Origin of the sequence: Methylomonas rhizoryzae, assembly GCF_008632455.1 — a bacterium.
In the GTDB taxonomy this organism is placed as follows: domain Bacteria; phylum Pseudomonadota; class Gammaproteobacteria; order Methylococcales; family Methylomonadaceae; genus Methylomonas; species Methylomonas rhizoryzae.
This window is the reverse complement of sequence record NZ_CP043929.1, coordinates 2,473,640-2,493,217: the sequence shown is the minus strand read 5'-3', so window position 1 is coordinate 2,493,217 and position 19,578 is coordinate 2,473,640. Positions and strand designations below refer to the sequence as shown.

General features: G+C 54.9%; 14 protein-coding genes. 6 read left to right on the top strand and 8 right to left on the bottom strand.

The features are described 5' to 3' along the window. Positions 1-117 precede the first annotated feature (117 nt). Positions 118-1,701 (top strand): methyl-accepting chemotaxis protein, encoded by a 1,584-nt coding sequence (locus F1E05_RS11135; RefSeq protein ID WP_150048450.1) that lies wholly within the window; start codon positions 118-120, stop codon positions 1,699-1,701. A gap of 200 nt (positions 1,702-1,901) precedes the next feature. Here F1E05_RS11135 and leuA read toward each other — a convergent pair whose 3' ends face one another. Further along, positions 1,902-3,629, bottom strand: a complete 1,728-nt coding sequence (leuA, locus tag F1E05_RS11130) for a 2-isopropylmalate synthase (protein ID WP_150048448.1) — start codon at positions 3,627-3,629, stop codon at positions 1,902-1,904. A gap of 161 nt (positions 3,630-3,790) precedes the next feature. Here leuA and F1E05_RS11125 point away from each other — a divergent pair, with 161 nt between their 5' ends. Next, on the top strand, positions 3,791-4,261 hold the full coding sequence (locus F1E05_RS11125; protein WP_150048446.1) for an Lrp/AsnC family transcriptional regulator: 471 nt from the start codon (positions 3,791-3,793) through the stop codon (positions 4,259-4,261). Between the two features lie 324 nt (positions 4,262-4,585). Here the strand turns inward: F1E05_RS11125 and F1E05_RS11120 are convergent, their stop codons facing one another. The 4 genes from F1E05_RS11120 to F1E05_RS11105 all read right to left on the bottom strand — a co-directional run bounded on the left by F1E05_RS11120 (position 4,586) and on the right by F1E05_RS11105 (position 7,512). Beyond that, positions 4,586-5,419, bottom strand: a complete 834-nt coding sequence (locus tag F1E05_RS11120; protein ID WP_150048444.1) for an FkbM family methyltransferase — start codon at positions 5,417-5,419, stop codon at positions 4,586-4,588. Positions 5,420-5,797: 378 nt separating this feature from the next. Beyond that, the gene (locus F1E05_RS11115) at positions 5,798-6,061 is read right to left on the bottom strand and encodes a PepSY domain-containing protein (protein ID WP_150048442.1); all 264 of its coding nucleotides are present in this window, start codon (positions 6,059-6,061) and stop codon (positions 5,798-5,800) included. Positions 6,062-6,143: 82 nt separating this feature from the next. After that, positions 6,144-6,398 (bottom strand): FecR family protein, encoded by a 255-nt coding sequence (locus F1E05_RS11110; protein ID WP_190303111.1) that lies wholly within the window; start codon positions 6,396-6,398, stop codon positions 6,144-6,146. Between the two features lie 283 nt (positions 6,399-6,681). Beyond that, a complete protein-coding gene (locus F1E05_RS11105) occupies positions 6,682-7,512 on the bottom strand; it encodes a hypothetical protein (RefSeq protein ID WP_150048440.1) in 831 nt (276 codons plus the stop codon). A gap of 164 nt (positions 7,513-7,676) precedes the next feature. On the opposite strand from F1E05_RS11105, the gene F1E05_RS11100 reads away from it, so the two are divergent. Next, on the top strand, positions 7,677-8,636 hold the full coding sequence (locus F1E05_RS11100; RefSeq protein ID WP_150048438.1) for a PfkB family carbohydrate kinase: 960 nt from the start codon (positions 7,677-7,679) through the stop codon (positions 8,634-8,636). On the opposite strand, the gene F1E05_RS11095 is transcribed toward F1E05_RS11100, so the two are convergent. From F1E05_RS11095 to F1E05_RS11085, 3 genes are all read right to left on the bottom strand, one after another. Continuing rightward, on the bottom strand, positions 8,620-9,426 hold the full coding sequence (locus tag F1E05_RS11095; RefSeq protein WP_150048436.1) for a GntR family transcriptional regulator: 807 nt from the start codon (positions 9,424-9,426) through the stop codon (positions 8,620-8,622). The genes F1E05_RS11100 and F1E05_RS11095 overlap by 17 nt on opposite strands. 732 nt (positions 9,427-10,158) lie before the next feature. After that, on the bottom strand, positions 10,159-12,036 hold the full coding sequence (locus F1E05_RS11090) for a GMC family oxidoreductase (protein WP_150048434.1): 1,878 nt from the start codon (positions 12,034-12,036) through the stop codon (positions 10,159-10,161). 13 nt (positions 12,037-12,049) lie between these two features. Then, complete coding sequence (locus F1E05_RS11085) at positions 12,050-14,596, bottom strand: hypothetical protein (RefSeq protein WP_150048432.1); 2,547 nt, start codon at positions 14,594-14,596, stop codon at positions 12,050-12,052. A 726-nt stretch (positions 14,597-15,322) separates the two neighbouring features. Here F1E05_RS11085 and F1E05_RS11080 point away from each other — a divergent pair. The 3 genes from F1E05_RS11080 (at position 15,323) to F1E05_RS11070 (ending at position 19,406) form a co-directional block, all read left to right on the top strand. Beyond that, entirely contained in the window at positions 15,323-16,993 is a 1,671-nt protein-coding gene (locus F1E05_RS11080; protein WP_232056631.1) for a hypothetical protein, read from the top strand. A gap of 75 nt (positions 16,994-17,068) precedes the next feature. Beyond that, a complete protein-coding gene (locus tag F1E05_RS11075; protein ID WP_150048428.1) occupies positions 17,069-18,304 on the top strand; it encodes a tetratricopeptide repeat protein in 1,236 nt (411 codons plus the stop codon). Next, positions 18,291-19,406, top strand: a complete 1,116-nt coding sequence (locus F1E05_RS11070; protein ID WP_150048426.1) for a HupE/UreJ family protein — start codon at positions 18,291-18,293, stop codon at positions 19,404-19,406. Before F1E05_RS11075 ends, F1E05_RS11070 begins: the two co-directional genes overlap by 14 nt. Positions 19,407-19,578 lie beyond the last annotated feature (172 nt).

Here is a 19,578-nt window from a genome sequence, read left to right as displayed (position 1 = left end):
CTGCGTTTATATCGTCGAGTCGCTATGGCTTTGTTAGCAACTATACTTGCACCTTATCTGCTCGATGCCGTTTTGAGTTTTGGATAATCCCCACCATCAGGACGAAAGGATAAAATAATGAAAACGAATAGCCCGCCGGTTACGCAACGGGAAATCACCTACGGCCCCTCCACTATCATTACCTCGGCGACCGATCCTGCCAGTCGCATCGTTTATGTTAACGACGATTTTTTAAAAGTCAGCGGTTATACGCAAGCAGAGGTACTCTCGCAGCCGCATAACATCGTCCGTCACCCGGATATGCCGAAAGAGGCGTTTGCCGACTTGTGGCGAACGATCAAAGCCGGAAAGCCATGGATGGGCATAGTGAAAAATCGTTGCAAAAACGGCGATCATTATTGGGTGGATGCCTTCGTTACTCCGCGCTTTGACCGAGGCAGCATCATCGGCTTCGAATCGGTGCGGGTGCAACCCGACCGAGCCGCGGTCGAACGTGCCGAGAGCGTTTACGCGAAATTGAATTCCGGTAACAGCCCCACCTCACGGTTCGACAGATTCAGCTTACCGGCAAGATTAAATCTTGGTTTGGTTTTCAGTCTGGCATCGATAATCGGCGTAGCGGGGGCACTGGGTTGGGTGGAGCCGGCAAGAGCAATTGGACTGTTTGTCGGCATTTCGGTGGTCGTTTGGTTTTGGATGCGGCTGATGCTGAGGCCGCTTGCCCGAGCGGCTTCGGAAGCCAGGCGGGTGGTCGACAATCCGATCATGCAACAGGTTTATACCGACGATGGTACCGAGGTGGGGCAGTTATTATTCGCGCTTAAAATGATGAAAGCCAAATCGCGAACGATTATTCGCCGGTTAATACAAGCAACCGAGCCCTTGGCAGGGAAGGCAAATTCCACTTACCAAGCGATTGCCGCGGTCAGTTCGGCGATGAATCAACAGCAGGCGGAAATCGACCAAGTAGGGGCGGCGATACATCAAATGAGCGCATCGGTCGGCGAAGTGGCGAGAAATGCTTCGAGTGCGGCAATTTCCGCTAACGAGGTGAGCCGGCAATCGTTGCAGACGCTGGCAACCGTCAACGAGACGCTGGATATGATGGCCAACGTAACGGCAGCGGTACAACAAGCCGAAGCAGTGATACAGGTGTTGTCGGAACACAGCAGACGGATAGGCGGGGTATTGGACGTGATCAAAGGTATCGCCGAACAAACCAATCTGTTGGCGTTGAACGCGGCAATCGAAGCCGCGCGGGCCGGCGAGCAAGGCCGTGGGTTTGCGGTGGTCGCCGACGAGGTGCGAACTTTGGCGGCGAGGACTCAACAATCGACGGAAGAGATTCAAAGCATGATAGGCGGGCTGCAATCGGGAGTCGGCAATGCGGTCAAAGAAATGGCCTCGGTACGCGAGATGGCGGCGCAAGGTGCCGAGCACGGTAAAAATTCCAGCCAATTACTGCAGGACACCGCCAAGTCGGTGGAAGCTATCAATCAGTTAATCGTGCAAATCGCCGCGGCGACCGATCAGCAACAAACGGTGGCCGAGGATATTTCCCGAGCCGTCGAAGCGATAGGCAATCTGGCTCGTTCCACCACCGAACATGCCGGTTTGGCGAGCGAAAATAGCGGTAGCGTTTCCGCACTCAGCAAAGAACTGGATATGATGGTGGAGCAATTCGAAGAGCCTTCGAACTGACTTTCTTCCACTGAAAAGACGAGTGTTTTCTCAGGTTTGGCCCGGTACAACTTTGCGATAAGATCGAGGAACTGAGCGGCAAACGCAATCCACGATTAACCCGGCCCCGTTTATTAGCAGTATTCCGTTCGGACTTAACGGTCTGTAAGGGGGCCGGGTTAATGACTGCAAGCGTTATTGCCCGGATGATTGCGCCGATACTAGGCCGCAGAGACCTTGGCCGGCAATGGGACAATATCCGGGTGCGTGGTTTGCCGCTGCACTGACGTCGCCAAACGGTTCAGCGCGCTGCACAAGGCCCGCAGAGAAGCGGTGACGATATTGGCGTCTATGCCTACACCATAACGAATGTTACCGCTGCTAACCGACGCCAGTTCCACAAAGGCGCAGGCTGCGGCATTGCCGGCGACGCTGCTGGGGGCGAGCGAACGTTGTTCGAAACTGCGCACCGTCGCCGCAAAGCCGATACCGCTCAAAGCATGCAGCGCGGCGTCCAGAGGACCGTTGCCGACCGCGTCGATTTCGCGTGGATTGCCGTCGAGGTTGACACTCAAGCGTATGCCCTGGCCTTGAGCGGTCTCGTACAACTCGTGGTGCCGATAACGTAGCGGCTTATCGGTGTTTAGGTAGCATTGGGAAAATAATTGCCACAAGCTCTCGGGGGCTATCTCGCCGCCGTGCCGGTCGGCAGTGTCTTGCACGGCGCGGGAGAATTCCATTTGCATGCGGCGCGGCAACACCATGCCGTAACGCGCTTCCAATAGATGAGCCACGCCGCCTTTACCGGATTGGCTGTTGATGCGGATCAGCGCGTCATAGCTGCGGCCGACGTCGGCGGGATCGAACGGCAGATAAGGAACGTTCCAGACCGTGCCGGGCTGTTGTGCGGCCAGGCCCTTCTTTATCGCGTCCTGATGCGAGCCGGAAAAAGCGGTGAACACCAAATCGCCGGCGTAAGGCTGGCGCGGCGGTACGTTCAAACCGGTGCAGGCTTGGTAATCGCACACCACGGCGTCGATGTCGGAAAAATCCAGGCCCGGCGCCACGCCCTGCGTGTACAAATTCATCGCCAAGGTCACCAAATCGACGTTGCCGGTGCGCTCGCCGTTGCCGAACAAACAGCCTTCGACTCGTTCGGCGCCGGCCATCAAGGCCAATTCGGCCGCGGCCACCGCGGTGCCGCGGTCGTTGTGCGGATGTATGCTCAAGATGACGCTATCGCGGCGGGCGATGCGCCGGTGCATCCATTCAATTTGGTCGGCGAACAGATTGGGCGTGGCGGTTTCCACCGAGGCCGGCAGATTCAAGATGATTTTATTGTCCGGCGTGGCGTCCCAGGCGGCACTGACCGCGTCGCAGACCTCCAGCGCGAATTCGGCTTCGGTGGCGGTAAAAGCCTCCAGACTGTATTGCAAACGCCATTCGGTTTGCGCTTGGGCGGCGGTCAGTTCGCGTACCAAACGCACCGCGTCGACCGCCATGTCTAATACTTGCCGGCGGCTCATGCTTAGCACCAGGTCGCGAAATTGTGCCGAAGTCGGGTTGACGATATGCACAATGGCGCGGCCGGCCCCCTGCAAAGCGGCGACGGTGCGGCGCAACAAGGGTTCGCGGGCGTGGCTGAGCACTTCTATGCTGACGTCGTGCGGAATCAGCTGTTGTTCGATCAGGCTGCGCACGAAGTCGAAATCGGTGTGCGACGCGGACGGAAACGCTACCTCGATTTCTTTGAAACCGATTGCACACAATCTGCGGAACAAACGCAATTTGCGGGCGGCGTCCATCGGTTCGAACAGTGCTTGGTTGCCGTCGCGCAAGTCGGTGCTCATCCAGATAGGTGCTTGGCGGATGCTGCGATTGGGCCATTGCCGGTCGGGCAAGGCCGGCGGCGTAAATGATCGGTATTTGACGGATGGATCGGCTAACATGGCGGCTGCTCCTGAAGGATAAAATCGTGTGGATAGCTTAAGCCAAGGTTCACGCTAGTCGATTGCGTTTTATCCTGCGGTTAGCCTAAAACTAGCTATAATCATCTGTATATTTTTAGTTTTAGGCAATTTTATTGCTTAAATAAAACAGCCATCCTGGTATGCAATTAGATAAATACGACAAGCACATCCTGGAAATCTTGCAAAGCGACGGTCGCATCAGCAATCAAGACTTGGCCGACCGCATCGGATTATCGCCGTCGCCCTGTTTACGCAGGGTCAAAGCATTGGAAGAAGCCGGGCTGATTCGCAGTTACCGGGCGATTTTGGACGGCAAAGCGTTAGGTTTATCGTTGACCGCATTGATTCAAATCTCGATGGACAGGCACACCCCGGAACGCTTCGAAGCCTTCGAGGCTGCGGTCGCCGAAATTCCGCAGGTGCTGGAATGCCTGCTGATCACCGGCCAGGCCGCCGACTACCAGTTGAAGGTAGCGGTCAAGGATTTGGACGCTTATCAGGATTTGCTGCTGAAACGCATCACCGGCATTCCCGGCGTATCCGGCGTGCATTCCAGCTTCGTGTTGCGGCGGGTGGTCGATAAAACCGCACTGCCGGTTGCAACGGCATAAGGCGATTTCCTGAAAAACATTTACCCGACTGCCTGGACTTTTTGTTCCCTTAACGATCATGAAGGCCTGGCAATCGCCCCGGCAAATGAAAGGTAGTTTGGTAGGAGCGACGCATAGTCGCGATGAGGCCTTGCGAATCGCGGCTATGTGTCGTTACCACCATGACTTTCATAGTAATCTGCACAAAATCCGGAGCCATTCGGCTGCCTTCATTGTGGGCGATTGCCAACCGTTTACTCGGCAGGCTATCTCAAGGTTGCAATTTTGGGAAATCGGACTACTGAAAGTAAAACCACAAACCAACTTGGTTTGTTGGCTGAAACTTTAGTCAGCCGCCTTATACGAGAATACTGAGTTCCCATGTAAGTCCTGGATTTTTTTATAGCCCAGGCTCAAAATGTTGTTCGAAAACCACTCACTCCCTAAAAGAGTACTGTTAGGTAAGACCTCAAGAATGATAATAGGGAGGCACCTTCTTATGGTTTTCAACGCGCCCGCCAATGCCTCTTTTTCATAACCTTCAACATCGAGTTGAATGATTGAAACCGTTCTGTCTGATTCCACCGTATCATCTATCGTGACGATACGGACAGCCTCCGTGCCTATTTCGTCGCTCGTGTTTCCGGAAACTATCCGGCTTGCTCCCCCCAAAGCGAGGCCGTTAGCATCCCTGGTTTTGATCAATCGAGTTTCTTGCTTTTCTCCAAGACCGGCATGGGTTAACACCGTGTTTTCGATGCCATTAAGATCAAGGGTAATTCTCGCGCACCGGTAGTTCTCGGGATTGGGCTCGAATGCCCATACTTTTGCATTTCCGGGAATGCCCTTCGCCAGTGCCGGTAAAAAGTCACCGAAATAAGTTCCTGCATGGACAACATCACCGCTTTGGCAGTTTTCCAACATATATTCGATGGTGTCGGGTTCATATACAGCCTTGGCAAGAACTTTCTGTGCCGCAGGGCGGTGGTGCGAGGAGAGTGGTACGCAGTAGCCGCCATATCGGTTGTAGGATATTTTGCACTTTAATGCTTGCAGCGCATTTAACGATTCATACTCTTTCGAAAGATCAATTCTTTTCGATCCAAACAGCGTCCAATATGCCTTACGGGCAATCGGAAGCAGTCGTTTGGGAATCATGCTGTTAATTAAGGTTTTCATAGGGTTGGTTCCTCGCTTCTTCGGCTAGTGGTTTACGGGCCAGCTAACGCCGGAAGAACCGGACGGTTACACCGCCGGTTGCTTGACTTTAAGCATTGGAATGCATTTGCCCGCCGCCCAATTTGATCTATGTAAAGAAATTAGGGGATTCAGCGAATGGGCTAGAAAAAAGTTCTTCCTGGCTGCTTGCGCAGGTCCGTTGTTCCGACTGTATTGGGGAATGGACGCTGCTTGAAAAAGCAAGTTCTAAGAGTCTATTTGTCATACCTAATCGGCTTTTCTTCCGATCCGCTTCAACTGCGCGATCTACGGCCGAAATCATCTTATGGTTACCTAGCGCTCTAACAACCGGGACTTTATGCGGATAATTCCGATCTACTACGGCTCTCCGGCGTTAGCGTCAAGCGGATACACCGCAAAAGTATGTTTAGCCTGCGGCGGCATGGCGTTTTTGCCGGCTTCAAAAATTTCGGACAAAGGCCGGTATTGGCCTTTGTCCGGTTGAGTAACCCGCAGTAGCTCCGGGCGCAGCCATTCGTCGATTTCGGCATAAAACACCAAAATACTGCCGGTGATGCCGTACATCGACAGCAGCAAGCCTAGAGTTAACTCAGCCAGAGATGGATCGCCAACCAGTTTCATTCGTCAATCTCCTTTGTCGATGGATGCTGTTACCGACAAAGACGCTATGAATTCGGGCTTACCCTTAGTGGCGAAAAAAATTTTATCCGTCGGCTCTCTGTGCGAGATTTCCACCGATCCCATCAATACAACAACACCAAATCGCCCGGCAGCCGCAAGGCTTTGGCTTGAGCGTGGCGGTTAGCGCCGCCAGCACTGCATCAGGATCGCCATTGTTGAATACGCCGTTGACGACTCGTCCCGCCAGCTTTGGATTGACGGCGATGATGCGGCCCTTGCGGTAGCGGTTGATCTCATCCAGCACCTGCGTCAACGGTTGGCGATGAAACACAGTCATGACAAGACATAGTCGGCAATGAAACGTCTTTTGCCGCAGCAAACTTTAAGCCACAGACCGCGAAAGCCTGAGCGATGCACGGATAGTCCGGTGCATTGGCGGTGTTGGCGACGAAAGTTAGCGGGAGGTGCCGGCCAAAGTGCGTCATATGCCACACTTTGTGACGCCGGCTACCGGGGCGAAACCGCGACCGGTATGCGTGAACATTCATTTAATCCGGTTGCGCATAAGTAGCAGCCGGACGTTTTGGTTTACATAACCGAGCTGACTGCCGCTCGTGCTGCTAAACCAAGGACCGATTCAGCCGCAACGCAAACCGTACCCATCGTTTCGGCATCAGCGCCGTCAGGCCGGCAGCGAACAAGGCTAGTGCCGGCGGCAAAGGCACCGGGGCGTAGCTGTAGCCGCTTTGGCTGGTCAACTGATAATTCGGATCCAGCACGCTGATAAAGGTTAGCGCGGTATGGCTGAAATCAGTCACTGCACGCCGCTTGTCCGGATCGAACAATCCGCCGTAGCCGTCGGCGGTTGCGCCGACCTGCAGCAAGCCGCTAATCGTCAGTTCGGTGTTGGTGGGAACCCAGAAGATTGAGCTACCATCGCAAGCGCCGGTGTCGCCGGACCAGGTGCCGCAACTATAGGCGGGCGAACTGTAATAGTTTTGTGTGAAGTCGATTTTGCCGTGGCTGCCGCTCAGTTCGACGAAGCCCGAAGCCGCGCCGATTCCGCTAATGCCGCCCTCCACCTTAAAATTCAGCAAAATTTGAATGAATCGAGCATTGCCGGAACCCGTAAGTTTGATGGTGTCGCTAAAGATCGACTTGGCGTTAGCGGTCGAATTGAGGATGCCGTTTTCGACGTTGGCTGCCGCGTAGGCTTTGAGCACGCCGGCGTCGGCGTAGGCAAAGGCGCTGGCGGCATAGCCTTCGGCGGTTGCCAGGGCCGAAGCCAGGGACGGATGGTCAATTCGGGCATCGCGGTTGAGCTCGCTATCCAGCGAGTTTCCTGACGAAAAACCGGCGCTGGCTCCGGCTTCGACTGAAGTTGAGTAAGACCAGGCGGAAGAGCTTGCGACTAGCAAGCACGCCAGCGTGGTGTATTGAAATCGATTCATGAGTGCTCCTGGATAAGCGGAAAATGCGGTGCGCTGCCTCCAGTCACCGTCGGCAACGAGTGTAAAGCCATATAGATACCAAAACAATACCAAAATTAGCGGTGTAAAAAGCCGGGATTTGCCTTTAGGCTATAGTCCAGTGTCAATCGCCTCAGGAAACGGTTATGCCAACGCTGGTGTTAGGTAGCTATGTACAGGCCAATTGCTTGCAACTGCCGGATTTGCCCGGTGCCGGGCAATCCTTGTTGGCCGAACGCTATTGGCAGGAACACGGCGGCAAGGGTTTAAACGTAGGCGTGGCTTTGCACAAGCTGGGGACGGAGACGGCATTGCTGCTGCCGGTCGGCGATGATAATGCCGGCCGGCAAATTAGCGCCGATTTATCGCGGATGGGTGTCGATACGCGCTGGCTGGTTGTCTGCGCTGCACAGTCCGGCTACGGCGTCGGTTTGATCGACGCACGTGGCGGCAACGTCATTGCCGTGTTTCCCGGCGCCAATAACCGTTTGACGTCGTCCATCGTGCTGGACGCTCTGAACCGGTCGCGTCCTCGCCGCATTTACGCCCAGCAGGAAATACCGTTGGAGCCGGTCGTGGCGGCGTTTTCGGCCGCGCGCCGGCTGGGTATTTACACGCTGCTGAATCCGTCGCCGTGGCGGCCGATGACGCCGGAATTGCTGGCGCTTACAGATGCCCTGATCTTAAATGCTGCCGAAGCGGTGGCGCTGTTTGCTTGTGGCGACCGGCCACCACTGTCCGCGCAACAATGGTTGTATACTCTGCCGGCTATGGCCGTCGGCATCGATTGGCAAGGCGATTGGCTGATCGTGACGCTGGGAGAGCAAGGCTGCGTCGCGCTGGGGCGGCAGGAAGTGATCTACGTAGCGGCCTGGCTGGTTGAGGTCCGCGATGCCACCGGCGCCGGCGATGCGTTCAGTGCCGGATGGCTTTGGGCGCAGGATCGATACCCGGCAGAGCAAGCCTTGCTTACGGCCAATGCTTGCGGCGCTTATGTCGCCGAGCGCGACGGAGTTTTGGCGCATTTGCCGAGCAGCGAGACGTTGATTGAATTTATGAGTTACCGGCCAGCGCCGGAGATTCGCCGAATCAGCCGGGCATTTTGAGTTCGATCCGATAGGTATAAGCATCGCCGCGAAAGGTGCCTTCGACGTATTCGACCATCGTGCCGTGGTCGGCATAGGTTTTTCGTTTCAGCAGCAAACAGGGGCCGGGTTCCGAGAAACCGAACACCGCCATTTCGGCATCGTTACAGATCACGGCTTCGATGGTTTGCTCGGCGCGCTGCAAGCTCAAGCCGCAGCGTTCCCGTAAAAATTGATAGGCGGAACCTTCGCCGTGCCACTGCGCCAACAGCGGCGCCGGGGTTAAATCGTACCAAGCAACCTCGCGCGACATCGGGTTGCCGTCGCCCAGGCGTAGCCGCACAATTCTTAAAAAACGGTTGGATGCCGGCCGATTGAAAATTGAGGCTATCGTGCGGTCTTCGACGATGCCTTGCTCCAGGATTTGAGCGGACGCCAGCATGCCGAGCTCGCGCATTTCTTCGGTAAAGCCCTTTAACCGTCCCATTTCCGGCGCGATTCGCCGCGGCGGCGCTTTCACCGTTACCCCGGCGCGGCCATGGGTGTCGATATGGTCTTGCGCCCGCAACTGTTCGTAGCAGCGGCGCACCGTGGTACGGCTCAAATCCAGGGCTTCGGCCAGGGCCCGCTCGGACGGCAGGCTGTAGCCGTCGCCGAGTTCGCCGGATTCGATCAGTTGCACGATGCGGCGCAGCAATTGTTTGTAAACCGGCTCTGCAACGCCGCTGTCAGGACGGATTTTGTCGATGAAGGCGGCGCCGTCGTTGGCGGCCTGATGCTGCGGCTTGACGGCGGATGAATTCGGGCTCATGAAACTCACTGAACGTCGTTAAAGATACAAGTGGCTTGCAATACGACCGATTTCTTCGTCATTGTGAAATGGGGACATAAAATCAGGCCAATCACCCATCGGTCCGGTAAATAAAATTACCGCTTATTCTAAGGTGGTAGAGTAAAGAAACCTACCAAAAGAAAGCATCCCGTCGCGATAACATCCTGAAATCGAAAGCATGCTTCATATGAAAGGCTGTCGATTCCAGAGTCACTATCGCGACGGAATCATTTAACGCCGTCACGCTGTTTGGATGTTGGCGCTACGACAAATCGGCAGGGCAACGAAGCGGGACGGGATTTGCAATTCCGTTCCTGACGTTTCAAGTGCTCTGAAATTGTGACAAACGTTACGGACGGATTGAATAATCGGTCCGGCATCGAATCCCGCGTTCGGCTTGAATCGGCCGCTATAGCCAATCAGCCTGCGGGGCCGGTTGGTATTGTATGTAACCGGGGATTTTCTTTGGACGGACTGGTTTCCCGTTTGCTGACGCATTGAGCGTGTTCGAACTATTTGTGTCTGGTATGGGGCTGGATGCGTCCAACCCCCCAATGCTTAGCCGCTTTAACAACCTAACCCGGATTTTCCATTAGGAAAAACAGTATTTATCAACGGGCGTCGCGCCGGAAGAGGAGATGGCAAATATGGGATTGAAACCGGCCGACCCACATTACTGCGCGCCGGCCGGTTCTGTTGGCACCTGTTTGTTTATGCTTCCGACAATATCACCTCGGCGGCTTTTTCGGCGATCATGTAGATGGCGCAGACGATGAAGAAGCCGGGAATGCGCGGGAATACCGAGGCATCCACTACCCGCAGGCCTTTGACGCCGCGGACCCGGAATTTGCTGTCCAATACCGCGTACTCGTCGATGTCGCTGCCGATAGGGCAAGTACAGGAGGCGTGGTGGCCCCAGGATTGGTAGCGGATGAAGTCGCGGATTTCATCGTCGGTTTGCACGTCTTTACCCGGAAAAGCTTCTTCCTCGATGATGCCGTCGGCAATCAGCGGCGCGGTCAGGCTGCGCACGAATTTGACGCCCTCGACTACCGATTCCAAATCCTCGCCGCCGTCCTCGGTACCTTCTTCGAAATATTTGAAGTTGATGTAAGGCCGTTCGCGCGGGTCGGTGGATTTCAGTTTCACTTCCCCGGCCCGGTTGTTGGTGTGGGCTTTCAGCACCGCCCAGGTCAGGTAGTTCAGCTCCGGTATCCATTGCGAGAAGTTGGGGAAGTAGCCCTGAAAACGCGCCAACAACGCAAAGCAGAACAAATCCGGCAACTTGCGCTCCTTCAACGAACGTTTGATAACCGCCAGTACCGCGCCGTTGGTGGTGTACACGCCTTTGCGTTGGTTTTCCCATTCGCTGAATTGCGGATCGCCTTTGCTATAGCGCGCGCCTTTCAGCACCTCCCAGTCTTGCTTCATTTTGTTGACCACGCCGACCTCGTAGCGGTCTTGCAGGTTGGTGCCGACGCCGGGCAGGTCCACCCGCACCTTAATATGCAAGCGCTCCAGATCGGCTTTCGGGCCGATACCGGACAGCATCAATAGTTGCGGGGTGTTGAAGGCGCCGCCGGACAAAATCACTTCTTTGCCGGCGTAAACCTGTTTGAGCTCGCCGGATTCGGACGACGGCGCATAATGGGCTTGGTAGAGTTTTTCGCCTTTTTGATACTCGACGCCTATGGCCCGGTTGTCGTCGTCGAACAGCACTTGAGTGACCAAGGCGTTCAACTCGATGTGCAGTTTGTCGGGATGTTGTTGCTGCACTTCCAGCAGGCGGTCGCGGGTGCTGAGCCGGGTATGGTTGCGGGTCATCAACGGCGGGTAGCGCAAGCCGGTGGCATTTTTTTCCACCAAGCGCCAGTCGTTGGGATCGCCCAGGCTTTCGCCGAACCATTCTGCACCTTCTATCGGATCGGTATCGATGTTTTTCCAGACCGCCGCTACCGATTCTTTCAGGGTTTGTACCAGGGTTTTGTCGCCCAAGGCTTCCAGCGGGATGGCTTTTTCGGTTTGCAACCAGCCGTCGAAGCCGTGCCGGGTAGGGTTGATGCCGACTTTAGCCGCCCAGCGGTAAGTCGGCAGCCGGTGGTGGCAGTTCTCCATTTTTTCGAAATAACCGCGCATGTTGTCGGCATTCCAACTGTAATCGCCGGTCAAGTCGGCGATGTAGTTCCAGTCGTCGTTATGCGGGTAGACCGTGATCATGGCGTTGTGCGCGGTGCAGCCGCCCAGGCAGCCGGCGCGCGGATACAGCACGCCGTCCACTTTTTCGCCGTCCCAGACGTCGCGGTATTTTTCGTCGCGGCGTTGCAATTGGGTATCGCCCCAGTGCCTTACCCAAAAATCCCAACGCATGGCTTTGTTTTCATTGGAAATGGCATGAAACACCGGCACTTGGTAGTCTTCCGGCAAGCGGTTTTCGTCGGAAATCGCGTCGCCGCCCTGCATTTTCAAAGGATCGCCGCCGGCTTCCAGCACCAGCACTTTGCGCCCGTTTTCCGCCAGACGGGCGGCCAGGGTGCCGCCGCCGGCACCCGAACCCACTACGATGTAATCGTATTCTGCATTGTTGGTCATCGTAGCGTCTCCCTTAGAATGTTTTTAAAAGCTCGATCAGGGCTTCTTTGTCCGCGTCGTTCAAAGCCGTGTCTTTTTCTTCGGCCAGATAATCGGTGCCGAAGTAGTGGCCGCGGTTGACGACGAAATCGGGGCATTTGCTGACGCTCAACATGTCGTCGACGATGTTGCGGTCGTCGAATACCTTGATGGCTTCCGCGTCGCTGGCGCCGGGCGGGATGGCTTTCAAGGCTTTTTTGACGTCTTTCAGCACTTTAATCAATTTGATCACGTGTCTGGGATCGCTCGGGTCCAAATCCATGTTGGAGATCAGGTTGACCGGGGTGCCTTTGGGAATAGGGCCGATCTCGACGCCTTCTTTGTCGAAAGCCCAGGGTTTCAGCAAGCTGAACGGCGCGACCAAAGGTTGCAGCAAGTCCGGCAGATAGCCTTTGGGTATGCGCAGATAGCTGGTGGTAGTGGTCACGTCGACTTGGCCTTTCAGTACCTTGCGTTCGGCCGGATTGGCGGAATCGACGACCACGATGTCGCGGTTGCCGCTACGTTTTTCAGGCCAGAGTAATTGGTGAATGGAGTCGTCGAAGGATTTCATCCGGTCTTCGACCGAACCGCTGGCATAGAATTTGCCCAAGGAGTTGTTCAGCAAATACGGAGCGGTCGACCATACGCTGATCAAAGACGCCGGACGGGTAAAGCCGCGGCCGCCGCCGGGCAAGGTATAGTCGTACGGTGCGCCGGTGATCGGGTGGTGTACGGTGTATTTGCCGACCGAAGGCAGGTCTTTGTAGCTTTGCGAGGTGAAGTTGTCCCAGATGTTGTTGGCCAGGCCGTTGGTGGCTAAAGGACTGCAGGCGTTGGTTTGCAATAGGCTGACCGGCACGCGCAGTTCGGTGGACAGGAAGTTGTCTTTGAGGAAATCTTCCTTGGCGACGATGGCCTTCATCTCGGTTTTGAATTCGTCGGTTTTGGTCCATTTCCAGTATTTATCCCAGCAGCCCAGGTAGTCCGAGCCCACGCAGCCATTGGGGAAAAAGCTGTAGGCTTTTTCCGGCAATTTGCTGGAGTGACAGCGGGCGCAGGTTTCCGCAAACACGTCTTTGCCGCGTTTCATGGTGTCTTCCGACGCTTTCAGAAATTTGTCGCCGCCCGGCGCTTTGCTCAAATAATCCGGCTGCGCAGTAGCCAGGAAGAACAAGGCCAAGTCGGGCGTTTGCGCTTCAGTTGCCAACCAATACGACGAGTTTTTGCGCGCGGTAGCGATGGGGAACGGGCTGATTTTTTTACCGCCGACCAAGGGCCTGAAATGCTCGGTCCATTCTTCGCTGAACAAGCCGATGTTGACGAACACCCGGTTCAATGCGCCCAAGGCGCCGACCGAATCGGCACCGTCTTTCAGTACCCGTGGGGTCCAAACGGTGGCCGGCGCTTTGAAAAAGCTGTTCAGCGGACTGCTGGCGGGCAGACCTAGTTCGTTGAACTGCTTGTTGTTCAGGCCGCCGCCGGCCAGTTTTTCCTGACCGAACTTCAAGGCGTTGCTCATCCGCGCGCCCAGGCTATATACCGCGTTCATGGTGCGCGGGTTGTTGATGTAGTCGGTGGAGACCAGCGAGGTATCCAATGCGCCGGGGCGGGAGGTATGGAACAACTGGTATGGGAAGCTGGACGGATCGGCATCGTAGGAGAAAATGCGGTCTATCCAGAAATATTGGGCGCCGGGGTTAGAGTTCAGGTTTTCCCATTTCGGGTTTTCCGGATCGCTGGGCGGATTGCTGGGGTTGGGCCCGACATGGCAAAAGCCGCAAGACATGCCTACCCGATACGGGCGTACCAAGTCTTTGTTGTTGTAGTAACTTTCGTCTTTGTAAAACTTTTCCGGGTCCCAGGCTTTAGCGGCTTTTTCGTCGAAATCCGGATTCGGAAACAGCCGTAAGCCGACGATGCCGGTGGCATAGCCGTAATAAGAGCCGACCGGCACGGTTTTACCGCGGGCGCCTATTTCTACGCCGGGGTATTTTTTCTCGTCTTCGAACGGATCGGCGGCGCAGTCGGCGCTACGCTCGTCCAGCCACAAACCGAAGCGGTCCGCACGCGGGCCGGCGGATTTTTTGAAACAGGGTTCGTTGACCAAGCCCAGGTAATCCCAGCGGTTGTCGCGGCTGAATTTGAGCGACGGGTGGTTGGACAGCACTTTCAGAAAGTCCAAGGTGCCGACGCTGGTTTTACTGATGCCGTCCCAAAACTTGTCGTTGCCGGCGGTCCAGACTATCCAGTTGTTGCGGCCGCGCACCACGGCGTCGTGCGCATCTTTAGGGCTGATGCCGGGTACGTAAGGATCGAGCAAGCGCGCCAGGGCCTCGGGGTCTTTGCTGGCGCCGTAGTCCATATCGACAAAATAATCGTCATCGGCACCTTTCAAACTATCCGCCGAACGGTTGGCGCAAAGGGCTTCGTCCTTGACTTTCCCGGCGCCGGAGCCGCAGGGCGGATGCGTTATGGAATATGCAGGCATGGCTAGGGCCGTTATCAGCGCGGCCAAAGCGGTTTTGACTATGGGTTTCATGATCGTCCTCCTGTCTAGGTTGTAGTAGCAAAGGCACGCTTGTTGTTGGTTTTCGCACCTTTGTCGGGTTACGGCTTGGAACCGTTATTTTTTATCGTTATCTTTTGCTTGATTCTCATAGCGGGCCGGCAAGCCTACAGCTTGATGACTAACACCTAAACTATCTTGCATATCGTGACCTTCCTACGGATCAACGATACGCCTTAGCCCCTCGGCAGATCATTTAAAAAGTAAGTGCTCCTTTCATCGCGTCGCTTGAGTGCCGAATTGATTTGCGTGTGCCGCACGGCGGTCTTGGCTTATCCGTGGTGAATGAATCAGTAAGCCGAGTTGCCAAAGCTCGTTGGCAAGCCATTTTGTGTCGGATTATGTGAAGCATAGACCAAAATTTTTTTTACAAATAAAAATATCGCTCTTGCCAATAAAAAAATAATATGAGCAATAAATTGGCGGGATTTCAAGGATTTGAGAAGTATTTCTAATAAATTGTCGAAAAAGCGGCTTTTCGGGCCAGGCCATTAAATTCGCCTTTTCCGTATTTCTAGTGGCGAAATTACGGATGTTTTTATGCGGCGAAAAAAAATGTGATGTATTTGACAACTTCTGCAGCTCACACTAGCTTTTAGGCAAGGAGGTTATGCCGGCATCTTGGAGGTGGTTCTAACGGTTCGGGCATACGGTGCGTATGGACAGCGGTCACTCAATTACAATCAAGAGGGTACGGCTATGAGAAGACTAATGCGAAGCACTTGTCGATTCGCGCGATGTTTAACGCCTTGGATAGTAGGCTGTGGCCTGCTTGCCGCTCCGGCGTGGGCCGCCGACCATAACGATCCCAACGCTATCAACTCGATATTTGCCGATATTGCGCCGAGTCCGGCCGATTTATACGACTTGTTCGGTTTTCCTAGCGACGATAAGAGCCAGGGCGAGCAGGTCGTGGTGGCTTTAACCTTCGCTTCCGTTCCTAAGACGGGGGTGTTCGATACCGATTTGTTGTACAGGATTCAATTCGATCCGGACCCGCGCGCTTCGTTGGCTATGGGAGACGAGGTGGGCTTGGGCAGCCTGTTGAAATACGCCGAAGCGGTCGGCAAAAAATACATTAACTTCAAACCGTCCGAAGTTCGGGTTACCTTTAACAAAGACAATCAGGCCAAGGTGGACTTTTTAGGTTTTCCGGGCGGCGATTTTTCGCAGGTGGTGGACACCAATAAAGTCATTAACCTGAAAACGCCGGACGGTTTCGTCGTCAAAACTTTTGTCGGCGGGCGCGACGATGCGTTTTTCAACGATTTGCCCGGCTTTTTCCGCTCCATCAACTACGTGCCGCAATATTACAAATTGCCGGTTACCAACAAAAAAATGGCCGAAGCTAAAATCCCTAAAACGTTGATCGAGTTGGAAGGCAACAGCTTTTTCAATTTCGATAAAAACCTGCCGGATTGGGGTATCAACTTCAAAAAAGACATGCCGAAACAGCCTTTCGAGTGGAAGGGCGACAAATTTTACAAGGACGAAAACGGTAATTTTCGCTTTGTCTATAGCGGGCAAGACGCGCGAGCCGGCGGCGACGTGAACGCCATCGTGCTGGAAATGCCTTTGAAGTTTTTGACCAAAACGCCGGAAACCGAGCGGGTGGTCAGGGCCTGGGGGGAAAGTTGGGTACTGAAAGCTTCGGCCAAGGCCAAAGCGATACCGGATCATAAACAATGGTCGTTGCTGGCCAAATTGCGTGGCGCCGATTCCATGCCGTCTCCTGTGGCCGGTTTCAACAACCGCTTGAGCGATTACAAGAAAACCGACGTCGACGGCGTACCCTTTCTGGACGCCGCTTTGAATTTGCGCGAAGACGAAAAGCAGTTGGCCGACAATGTCAAATTGGCCGAGGTTTATGTCAAACGCTTCGCCCATTTGGGTTGGGGCTTCGGCCCGTCTATCGGCGCATTGGGTTTGAAAAGTTGTTTCGACCATTCCGACTCGCCGGTTTCGGTTTATAAAGTTTACGATTTGCCGCTGGATGCGTTCAAACGGGCGAAAAAATGCTTTTTCCAGCGAGTCAACATGCCGGACAACAGTTGGAACGTCAAAGGTTTGGACATCAAACCGCCGAAAACATTTGAAATCTTTGTGCCCAACGTGGCTTCGATAGACATGGACACCAACGGCAGCTGGCCGTTCGGACGGCGCTTCGAAGATCAGGTAGCGACTCGCTTTTTGTCCTTGTTCTTGGATATGCAGGAAGGTTGCGGCGGTAAACCCTGTAGCGTGGAAACCTTGAACAATCCGGCATTGTGGGCGTCGGCGCCGATAGAGCCGAAAACCGTGCCTAATCCGCTTAAAAACGACAAAGCGTTTCTAAGCGAATTTCCATATTTGGCGGAGCCTTGGCAATAGCCGTTTTATTAAACACGCTACGCAGCTCGGTACGGCGGCTGCGGGGTCGAAACGCATCGTAACGAGGGCCGGCCGATGTGGCTATGCGGATTAATGATAAGCACGGCTGCGTCGTTATTGGCCGGCCTGGCCTGTTATCTGGCTTTTTTCGGCGTGTTCGATGCCACGGCTTATCAGCGCGATTGGCTGCGGTATAGCGAAATCAGTACAGCCGCGACCGCCGGCGAGGATCAGACGATCAGACGGACTTATGCCGCTGTCCAGTTGAGTTGGCTGAGCGGCCGGCCGTTGGACGGGTTGCAAGCCGCTCGACAGTTGCATGCATCGTTGTCGAGTCATCCCGACAACGACGAATTGCAATTTCTGTCGGCAAAATGGCAAAGCTACTTGCATCAGCCGGCTGCCGCCGAGCGTTACTTAGTCCGGCACGGTGACCTCGCCTACGATCCGGATCTGACCGGTTTGGCAGTCGAGGTAGCCTTGCAGCAGGGGCGGATTGCCGATGCGGAAAGCACTTTGCAGCAGGCTTTGTCGCACAAGCAGGACTGGGCGCTTCTGGCGCAATTGGCCTATTTGCAGAGCAAAACCGGTGATTTCGCTACTGCTGATCAAACCTACCAATTGGCTGCGGATAATCTGTCGGCCAAACAAATGCGCGATTACGCCTGGTTGGAACTACAACGCGGCTACTTGGCTTTGAGCAGGGGACAGGCGGATAGTGCGGAGCAGCATTATCGTTGGGCATTGAACGCTTATTCCGGTTATTGGCTGGCCGAGGATTATTGGGCCGAATGGCTGGCGACGCGCCACCGTTATGAGCAAGCCTTGCGCATTTATCATCGTTTGGCCGTTTGTACCGGCAGACCGGCGCTTTTTCAAACCCTGGGCGATTTGTATCTGTATTTAGGTCGCAACGATTTGGCCAAAGCATGGCACGATTTGGCGTTGCGGGCCTTTATACAGGCCGCGGAATCCGGCGATACCCAGTATTATCATCACCTTGCAACGCTCTATGCCGACGCTTATTTCAATGGCACCGCTGCCGTACATTGGGCTACTTTGGACATACAACAACGCGATAACCCGAGTACCCGCGACGCTTTGGCTTGGGCTTTATTTCGGGATGGCAGGTTTAAGGAGGCATTGGTCCATATGCAGCGCGCCCTCAGTTACGGTTGGCAGGATGCCCATCTCTACGCTCACGCCGGCATGATTTATTTAGCCAATGGGATCGTCAATCAGGCGCAAGAATATTTTCAGCGGGCGCAACGCCTGAACGCGGATTACCAGGCCTTTCATGTGCATCGTTAGCCGGATTCGCGCGGGCCTGCTGTTATGGCTATGCGCCGGTTTGTTCTTTTCGTCGCCGCTGTCCGCTCATCCGGTTGCCCAAGGCAGTTTGCAAGCGCAACTTGTAAACGGCTCGCTAGTCTTGAATTTTACCGTCGCGCTGGAGCAAGTGTTAGTGGCCGCACAAGCGCAATCGGCCGGCGGTATGATGGATGAAACGGTGCTGGGCAAGCATGCGGATTATTTGCTGCGGCACGTGCGGGTCGAGGCGGATGGCGAACTATTGTCGGGTACCGCGCTGGCTGTTCCGGCTTCACCTAAAGGCGCACCGGCTTACCGCTTGCTGTATCCGTTGCCGCCCGAGGTTAGCCGGGTTTTGCTCAGCCAAGATTTGTTGCGCGAAATAGACTTTGCGCCCGGCAATCCTTGGGAGGTTAGCTATCGAGCGCGAGTCGTCCGGGACGGCAGTTTGTTGACGGAAGGCTTGTTTAGTCATAACCAGCCGTTGACGCTCGACTTGCAAGCGGGCAGTGTGGTTAGCAGTTTTGCCTGGGATTATTTGGTGCACGGCGTTAAGCATATATTGAGCGGCTACGACCACATATTATTCGTGATCGGTTTGGTGTTGGCGGTCGGCAGCTTGCGCGAATTAGGGTTGATCGTCTTGATATTTACCTTGGCGCACAGCTTGACCATGAGTTTAGCCGTATTGGATTGGCTGCGGCTTTCGCCGCGTATCGTGGAGCCCGTGATCGCATTCAGCATAGTGGCCGTGTCGGTGCAGAATGTGTGCCGGCCGGAATGCAGCCGCGGTAAGTCGCGTTACTGGATAGCCTTCGGCTTCGGTCTGTTTCACGGCTTGGGTTTTGCCGGCGGCTTGTTGGAAACCGTTGCCGAATTGCCTTCCGCACAGTTGCTTACCGCAATTGCCTCATTTAGCGGCGGGGTCGAATTGGGACACTTAGCCGTGGTGGTGCCGGTATACGGGGTATTGGCGGCCGTCAAGACGACTGACGCCGTCCGGCCGGGGCTGGCTCCGCTGGTGCGCGGTTTAGGCTCGCAACTGATAGGCTTGTGCGGATTGGCTTATTTTTATTTCGCGTTGCAAACGGCGTTGGCTTGAGCGTACAGGCTATCGGCATGGTTACCTTAGTCGCCGGCGATACAGCAAAATCGTAAGCGACCGATCCTCTCTCTACCCAAAGCTTGCAGAGTCTGATTTCATATTGCCGAATCGGCCAACGTTACGTTCCAAGGCAACGAGGCCTCGACGGATATGTCGGTTTTGAACCGGA